At 64.2% G+C, this 6,925-nt stretch carries 7 protein-coding genes; 4 read left to right on the forward strand and 3 right to left on the reverse strand.

Features of this window, described 5'->3' with window-relative positions:
* The first annotated feature begins 87 nt into the window (after positions 1-87).
* Both guaA and J2X65_RS18035 read left to right on the forward strand, forming a co-directional pair.
* Positions 88-1,662: a glutamine-hydrolyzing GMP synthase gene (gene guaA, locus J2X65_RS18030; protein WP_310203622.1), complete on the forward strand. Its 1,575-nt coding sequence runs from the start codon at positions 88-90 to the stop codon at positions 1,660-1,662.
* A 71-nt stretch (positions 1,663-1,733) separates the two neighbouring features.
* A complete protein-coding gene (locus tag J2X65_RS18035; protein ID WP_310203662.1) occupies positions 1,734-1,868 on the forward strand; it encodes an SDR family oxidoreductase in 135 nt (44 codons plus the stop codon).
* 102 nt (positions 1,869-1,970) lie between these two features.
* Here J2X65_RS18035 and J2X65_RS18040 read toward each other — a convergent pair whose 3' ends face one another.
* Positions 1,971-2,999, reverse strand: a complete 1,029-nt coding sequence (locus tag J2X65_RS18040; RefSeq protein WP_310203625.1) for an aldehyde reductase — start codon at positions 2,997-2,999, stop codon at positions 1,971-1,973.
* Positions 3,000-3,058: 59 nt separating this feature from the next.
* Here J2X65_RS18040 and J2X65_RS18045 point away from each other — a divergent pair, with 59 nt between their 5' ends.
* Positions 3,059-4,024 carry an AraC family transcriptional regulator gene (locus J2X65_RS18045; RefSeq protein WP_310203628.1) on the forward strand — a complete coding sequence of 322 codons (966 nt, stop codon included), beginning with the start codon at positions 3,059-3,061 and terminating at the stop codon, positions 4,022-4,024.
* Positions 4,025-4,062: 38 nt separating this feature from the next.
* On the opposite strand, the gene J2X65_RS18050 is transcribed toward J2X65_RS18045, so the two are convergent.
* Together J2X65_RS18050 and J2X65_RS18055 are read right to left on the reverse strand one after the other, a co-directional pair.
* A complete protein-coding gene (locus tag J2X65_RS18050) occupies positions 4,063-5,130 on the reverse strand; it encodes a zinc-binding alcohol dehydrogenase family protein (protein ID WP_310203631.1) in 1,068 nt (355 codons plus the stop codon).
* Positions 5,131-5,144: 14 nt separating this feature from the next.
* On the reverse strand, positions 5,145-5,513 hold the full coding sequence (locus tag J2X65_RS18055; RefSeq protein WP_310203634.1) for a VOC family protein: 369 nt from the start codon (positions 5,511-5,513) through the stop codon (positions 5,145-5,147).
* A gap of 70 nt (positions 5,514-5,583) precedes the next feature.
* On the opposite strand from J2X65_RS18055, the gene J2X65_RS18060 reads away from it, so the two are divergent.
* Complete coding sequence (locus J2X65_RS18060) at positions 5,584-6,555, forward strand: AraC family transcriptional regulator (protein ID WP_310203637.1); 972 nt, start codon at positions 5,584-5,586, stop codon at positions 6,553-6,555.
* Positions 6,556-6,925: the final 370 nt, after the last annotated feature.

Genomic DNA, 6,925 nt, shown 5'->3' on the forward strand with positions numbered 1-6,925 from the left:
CCGATTGCCGCCCGGCCTTCAGCGCTCGGCGGTCCGTGCCTTATCGAGACTGTGGACGTGAAACCGGACAGCGTTTAGAAGCCCGCCATGACAGACACCGCTGACATCCCCTCCCATCACGATAGCCTGCTGATCATCGATTTCGGCTCGCAGGTCACTCAGCTCATTGCCCGCCGCGTGCGCGAGGCTGGCGTCTATTGCGAGATCCACCCCTTCCAGAACGCCGCCGAGGCGTTCGAGCGGCTGAAGCCCAAGGGTGTGATCTTCTCCGGCGGACCGGATTCGGTCATCCGCGAGGGCAGCCCGCGGGCGCCGCAGGTGGTGTTCGACAGCGGCGTGCCGATCCTCGGCATCTGCTACGGCCAGCAGACTCTCGCCACCCAGCTGGGCGGTGTCGTCGAGGGCGGCCATGCCGCCGAGTTCGGCCGGGCGGATGTCGAGATCAAGGCGGCGAGCCCGCTCTTCGATGGCTTCTGGGAAGTCGGCAAGCGCTACCCCGTGTGGATGAGCCATGGCGACCGGGTGACCAAGCTGCCCGAGGGCTTCGAGGTGATCGCCACCTCCGAGAACGCTCCCTTCGCCATCGCCGCCGACGAGAGCCGCCGCTACTACACAACCATGTTCCACCCCGAGGTGGTGCACACGCCGGAGGGCGGCAAGCTGCTCTCCAATTTCGTGCACAACATCGTCGGCCTGAAGACCGACTGGACCATGGCGGCTTTCCGCGAGGAGGCGATCAAGCGGATTCGCGAGCAGGTCGGCTCGGAGAAGGTGATTTGCGGCCTGTCCGGCGGCGTCGATTCCTCGGTGGCGGCGGTGCTGATCCACGAGGCGATCGGCGACCAGCTCACCTGCGTGTTCGTCGACCACGGCCTGCTGCGCCTCGGCGAGGCGGAGAAAGTGGTGACGCTGTTCCGCGACAGCTACAACATCCCGCTGGTGCATGTGGACGCCGAGGAGATGTTCCTCAAGGCGCTTGAGGGCGTCACCGATCCCGAGGTCAAGCGCAAGACCATCGGCAAGCTGTTCATCGACGTCTTCGAGGCCGAGGCGAAGAAGATCGGCGGCGCGGCGTTCCTCGCCCAGGGCACGCTGTATCCCGACGTGATCGAAAGCGTGAGCTTCACCGGCGGTCCCTCGGTGACGATCAAGAGCCATCACAATGTCGGCGGCCTGCCGGAGCGGATGAACATGAAGCTCGTCGAGCCGCTGCGCGAGCTGTTCAAGGACGAGGTGCGGGTGCTCGGCCGCGAACTCGGCCTGCCGGAAGTTTTCGTCGGCCGCCATCCTTTCCCGGGACCTGGGCTGGCGATCCGCTGCCCGGGCGAGATCACCCGCGAGAAGCTGGACATCCTTCGCCTTGCCGACGAGATCTATCTCGAAGAGATCCGCCGCGGCGGGCTCTACGATCAGATCTGGCAGGCCTTCGCGGTGATCCTGCCGGTGAAGACGGTCGGCGTGATGGGCGATTACCGCACCTATGACTATGTGGTCGGTCTGCGGGCGGTGACGTCCGTGGACGGCATGACGGCGGATTTCTACCCGCTCGACATGGCGTTCCTGGGCCGCGTGGCGACGCGGATTGTCAACGAGGTGAAGGGTGTCAACCGCGTGGTCTACGACGTGACGTCCAAGCCGCCGGGGACGATCGAGTGGGAGTGACGGAGCGTAGTTTTGGATACTGAGGGATACAGTAGCGAACATTGATGGCTTGGAACATTCGATAGGCGCCGATCGATGTCGGTAAACCCGAAGAGATCGCCGGACTCGTATCGTATCTCGCACGCGACGAGGCGGCGTACATGACCGGCCAGAGCCTGACGATCGATGGCGGCTTCTGCTGTAATCGACCGATAAGCTCCACCTGAACGATCTCAGCGGATTGCTCGCAGTCTGGAGGGACTTGCTCGGGAAGCGCGGGTGGGGGCGGACTGAATCCAGTCTCCCCATCCGCGCGCCCGAGCGACTGTTCAGACGTCGACGAGCCCGACTTCGATCATGCTGCGCGCGGCGGCCTCGATGGCATCGGCGGGCGGGCGGGGATTCCAGCCGAGCATGCGTTTCGCTTTTTCGCCGCTGGCAGACAAATCGACGCCGAGCAGCGGCAACAGCCCCTTCACCTTGGGATCGACCAAAGCCTTGGCTTTAAGGGCGATGTCGGGAAGCTGCATCGTTGATGTTTTGCGGGCCTGTTCGCCGAGGCGCTGTATGAGGATTTTGGCCACGTCGACGAGCCATAAGGCGTCACCGGAGGTTGCAAGAAAGCGCTCGCCCCCCGCGGCCGGACTGGTCATTGCCCGCATGTGAAGGTCGGCCACATCGCGCACGTCCACGAAACAGGACTGGATCCGAGGTTGGCCGGGCTGGCCCTCGAGCATGCCCTTCAGCATCATCAGCGAATGCGACGTATCCGGCCCCAGCGCCGGGCCCATCACGGCGGTCGGATTGATCGTGGCCAGTTCCATCCCGCGGCCCTGTTGGGCGATGAAGTCCCACGCCGCGCGCTCCGCTAGCGTCTTGGATTTCTGATAGGGAGCGATGTTGCCGTTCAGATCGCTCCAGTCCTCTTCGGTAAAGGGGCGCCCCGGGCTGGCCCTGCCCGCACCGATGGCACCGAAGGCGGAGGTTAGCACCACCCGTTTTACTCCGGCGTCGCGGGCGGCGCGGAGCAATCGCAAATTGCCGTCCACTGCCGGCCGGATCCATTCTTCTTCGCTCGCATAGGCGCCTGAGGGCGTCGAGGACGCGCTATGGATTGCATAGGTGCAGCCTTGCGCGGCTTCCGCCCATCCATCGTCTTTTAGCAGGTCAGTCTCGACGAAGCTCAGGCGATCTCCCGGCTCGGCACCGCCTTTGGCGAGATACGCGCGAACCCGGTCCGAACGATCAAGCGAGCGGATGGCGGTGCGCACACGAAAGCCGGCGGCGAGCGCGGCGATGATATTATGCTGGGCAATGAAGCCGGTCGCACCGGTGATGAGGATGGTGTCGTCTGCCATGGCTGCTCCGAAAGCGAGTTGGTGTCGTCTTTCAGATAAGGCTCGAAACTGGATCGAGAATGCTTGAACGTCCGGTATCTATACGCGATAATCCGAGGATGCCATCCGACGCGCTTTCCGAGATCCTCAGCCTGACCACCGTGGAGTCGATGGTGACCGGGGGCTTCGAGGCGGGAGGCTCCTGGGCGCTTCGGTTTCCGGCGCCCAAGTCGATCAAGTTCTTCGCGCTGACCAAGGGCTTTTGCTGGGCGCAGATCGACGGCGAGGCGCCGGTGCGCTTCGAACAAGGCGATGTGGGCCTTCTGACGGCGCGGCGTCCCTACACCTTGTCGAGCGATCCATCGGTGACGCCGGTCGACGCAATGGCGCTGTTTTCCGGGCGTGGCCGCTCGTTCGTCACCTTGGGCGACGGAACAGACTGCAACTATGTGGGCGGGCATGTCCTGCTCGATCCGACGAGCGGGACTCTGCTGTCGGAAGCGCTGCCACCGTGGCTCCGCATCGACGGTGCGACCGAGCAGGCGGCGCGGTTTCGCTGGTTGCTCGGCGAACTGGTGAACGAGCGCAAGCAGCCGCTGCCGGGAGGCGCCCTTGTCGCGTCGCAGCTCGCACAGTTGCTTTTCGTGCAGATCCTGCGGGCGCAGATGGACGGCAACGACCGCATACCGGCGGGTTGGTTGCGCGCACTGGGCGATCGGCGCCTCGCGCCGGCCGTGCAACTCATGCATGATGATCCGGCGCGCGCATGGCATCTCGACGAGCTGGCACGGGCCTGCGCAATGTCGCGGTCAACCTTCGCGGCGCGCTTCACCGCTACGGCCGGCATCGCGCCGCTCGGCTATCTGGCGCGCTGGCGCATCCACCTGGCTTGCAAAGCGCTGCGGGACGAGGAACTCCCCGTGGCGTCGGTGGCCACTTTGGCCGGCTATTCCTCGCAAGGTGCCTTCAGCAATGCCTTCAAACGGATGGTGGGCGTTTCACCTTCGCTGTGGCGGGAACGACAGGCCTGCTTCGACGCCGCCTAAAAGCCAGATGCCCGGGCAATACTGCCTCGAGGCAAGGCTCAGGATGTCACCACGACCATCTCCAGATTGCCCGCCTCGGCCGCTGCCGTCATCGCCGAATCGAGATCATCCAGCGCGAAGACCTGCGTGGCGATCGGATCGAGCGAAAGACGGCCCGAGCGGACCAGGGCGGCAAGACGTAGATGCGCGTCGGACGGATGCATGAAGTTGCCGAGCACCTCGAGATTGTTGAACATCATCTGGAGGTAATCGAGCGGAAGCGGCGCAAGCGCGCTCCCCATCATGACGAGCCGGCCACCCCGGTAAAGCGAACCCAGCGCCACGCTGGTCGACTTCGTATCCGCGGCGCCCCCGATCATGTCGAGCGCGAGGTGAGCGCCCCCGCCGGCGGCATCGCGCAACCGTGCGGTATCAGCTGCCACATCGCCAACGATCGCCACCGGCTCGACCAGCGGGCCGGCCGCGTCGGCGAGCCGCTGCAGCACGTCGCCGTTGCGGCCCGCCGCGACGATCCGTGCCGCGCCCATGGCAATCGCAACCAGCACCGCCGCCGTTCCATAGGCGCCGGTCGCGCCATTGACGATCACCGTCTCCCCGGCGGCAAGGCGACCGCGCAGGAGGCCGCCATAGGGCACGACCAGGCGGGTCAGCACCGCAAGCCGAACCGGGTCGAAATGCTCCAGCCCGTCGAGCGGCGTCGCGAGTTGCGCGGGGACGAGCACATATTCGGCAAGCGTGCCGTCTTGCCACGATGCCTGCAGCGCGTCGCCGATACCGCCCGGAGAGGTGACGCCGAGCAGGATCTGGCCCGGCTCCTGGACGTTTTCGCGCGCCACCAGATGCGAGGAAACGATGACCCGCTGTCCCGGTCGAAGATGCCAGACATCATCGCCGACAGCTTCGATGACGCCTATGCCGTTGCCGCCGGGTGTAAAATTTTTCGGCGCACGATAGGCCGGCAGCGCGCCTTCCAGATAGGGCCTCAAATACGACATCAACGCCTGGGCTTCGATGCGGACGAGCACGCTGCCGGCGCGCACTGCGGGCGCAGCGCGCTCGACGAGACTAAGCGAGCCGCCGAGGTGGTCGATCTTCCAGGCTTTCATGAGTTTTATCCTTGTCATTGCCCGGAGGCGGCTTCGAAATATTCGACGACGAGACCGTCGGGATGGCGCGCCAGCAGGTTGGCTCCTCCGGTGACGGCATGGGGCGGACGCAGCATTTCGGCACCTTTGGCCGTCAGCCACGCGGCGGCGTCGTCCAGCGCATCGACATAGAATATTGCAGCGACCGGCCGCGCCGCAGCGAGCTGATCTTCGGTCCCTGAGAGAAGCAGGAAGCCGCCAATCTTGGCGACCTTGACGCCGGTTTCCGCAATCGTCAGGCGGCGCGCGCACGCGACACCCTGCAGCGCCTCGTAAAAGGCGATCATTTCGTCAAAGTGGCCGGGGTCTGCGTAGACCCGGAAACAGTGTTCCAGAATGCGCATGAATGGTCCTCGTGGTGAAGGTCCCGCGCATTGTTGCGTTTTTATCCTGCATTTCCATAATGCAGGCGCCATGATTCCTATTCAATCGTCCGAAATCGGCGCTCGTGACCCGCTCAGCGACATGCTTGCCCTTCTCGACGTGCGGAGCTTTCTATCCCGCCGGATCGAGGCGTCGGGATCTTGGGCACTGCGTTTTCCCGCCTATCGTCACATGAAGTTCGGCGGCGTGATCGAGGGAAAGCGCTGGCTGTGGATGGAGGGCGGGGCCGAGATACTGGAGCTGGAAGCGGGGGACTTCTATCTTCTGACCAATGGCGGCCCATACTGCTTTGCCAGCGACCGCGATGCGGTGCCGATGGATGGTCTCGGTGTAATGGACAAGCATTTGCAGGCCGATGGCGTGGTGCGCTTCGGCAGCGGCGAGCCGCGAAGCGTCGGGGTGGGCGGGCGTTTTGTCCTGGATGACGAAACATCGAGCCTGCTTCTGTCGAAGCTTCCGCCGATCATTCATATTCGGGGAAGTCAACCCCAGGCCGGCGCCCTGCAGGCCGCATTGGCGCTCATCACCTTCGAGACGGAAAAGGAACGGATGGGCACCGCAGCTATCGGTGGCGGTCTTTGCGCCATCATTCTGGTCAATATCCTGCGCATCTACCTCACCAGCGGCGAGCGACCGTCCGGCTGGCTGGGCGCGCTGGCCGATCGCCACGTCGGAGCGGCGATCCAGGCAATGCACCTCGAGGTTGCCCGGCGCTGGAGAGTGGCGGACCTCGCGGCAGCCGTCGGCATGTCACGCACCGCCTTCGCGGATAGGTTTAAGCGGCTAGTCGGCCTGGCGCCCCTCGAATATCTAATCCATTGGCGCATGACGGTTGCTCGCGAAGCGCTGAAGCGGGATAGGGCGCCTCTGGGAGAAATTGCCGAGGCCATTGGCTATGAATCGGAAACTGCCTTCGGCCTAGCCTTCAAAAGAAAGTTCGGTGAAAGCCCCGGCCGCTACCGGTCACGGCTTCACCAGGCCGTATCGTCTCAGATCGGCTGAACTGCGATTGGGGCCTCAGCCGCTGGGTCTATGCGGGGTTGGACAACGGCCGCGAACGGCCCCCATTCGGTATCGAGGCGGTCCGCTCGAAAGCGGGTCTGTATGGTCGTCATTCTAATTAGGACGCGCACGCGGCTTGGCCTCTCGCTCATTTTATCCTCCAGTGGTCGGAGAATTGGGGACGCAGGCCAGTCTTCGCCTGCTCGCGTAGGCGCCCAGTCTGGCCAACTTCGACGGTACTTTTCGGCTCAATCTGGGTTTGGGCGGCAGAGCTGGTAGCCTGCCCCTATTGAGTGGTCCGGTTTGACTCTAATGCATAGTGGGCCTTTCGGCCTGGCTTGATTGGCAGGGCTTCAGGGACAGGATGGCC

Origin of the sequence: Ancylobacter sp. 3268, assembly GCF_031456575.1 — a bacterium.
GTDB lineage: Bacteria > Pseudomonadota > Alphaproteobacteria > Rhizobiales > Xanthobacteraceae > Ancylobacter.